Source organism: Bacillus sp. LR--39 (assembly GCF_053613335.1).
Genome location: NZ_JBSIOT010000439.1, coordinates 1 through 966, shown reverse-complemented (window position 1 = coordinate 966; position 966 = coordinate 1). Strand labels below are relative to the sequence as shown.

2 pseudogenes are annotated in these 966 nt (G+C 50.2%); both read left to right on the top strand.

Features of this window, described 5'->3' with window-relative positions:
* Nucleotides 1-647, top strand: a pseudogene (gene purH / locus ACWHAR_RS23905) (bifunctional phosphoribosylaminoimidazolecarboxamide formyltransferase/IMP cyclohydrolase); the annotation flags it as partial.
* A gap of 15 nt (nt 648-662) precedes the next feature.
* Nucleotides 663-966, top strand: a pseudogene (locus ACWHAR_RS23900) (phosphoribosylamine--glycine ligase); the annotation flags it as partial.

Here is a 966-nt window from a genome sequence, read left to right as displayed (position 1 = left end):
ATAAAACATCTATCTTCGGCGGCATTATCGCGCTGAACCGTGAAGTGGACAAGGCAACTGCCGAAGCGCTTCACAACATTTTCTTAGAAATCATCATTGCGCCTTCATTCAGCCAAGAAGCGCTCGACGTCCTGACTGCGAAGAAAAATCTCCGTCTGCTGACGCTTGACGTATCCGCCGCTGTTCAAAAGGAAAAACAGCTGACATCTGTTCAAGGCGGGCTGCTGATTCAAGATTTAGATATGCACGGCTTCGATGATGCTGAGATTAGCATTCCGACAAAAAGAGAGCCGAACGAGCAAGAGTGGGAAGACTTGAAGCTTGCTTGGAAAGTCGTGAAGCATGTGAAATCAAATGCGATCGTTCTCGCAAAGGACAACATGACAGTCGGCGTGGGAGCAGGCCAAATGAACCGCGTCGGATCGGCAAAAATCGCAATCGAGCAAGCAGGGGAAAAAGCGAAAGGCAGTGCGCTCGGATCTGATGCATTTTTCCCAATGCCGGATACTGTTGAAGAAGCAGCAAAAGCGGGCGTTACGGCTATCATTCAGCCGGGGGGATCTGTGCGTGACGAGGATTCCATCAAAAAAGCGGATGAATATGGCATTGCCATGGTATTCACCGGCATCAGACACTTCAAACATTAAGGGGATGAAAACGACGTGAATGTATTAATTATCGGTAAAGGCGGAAGAGAACATACGCTGGCGTGGAAGGCAGCGCAAAGCAGCCTCGTCGAGAATGTATTTGCCGCTCCCGGAAATGACGGCATGGCAGCTTCCGCACAGCTTGTAAACATTGAGGAAAGCGACCACGCAGGGCTTGTCTCATTTGCAAAAGAAAACCAGGTCGGCCTGACCATTGTCGGCCCTGAGGTTCCTTTAATTGAAGGTCTGGTGGATGAATTTGAAAAAGCGGGTCTGCGCGTGTTCGGCCCGTCAAAAGCCGCGGCGATCATCGAAGGAA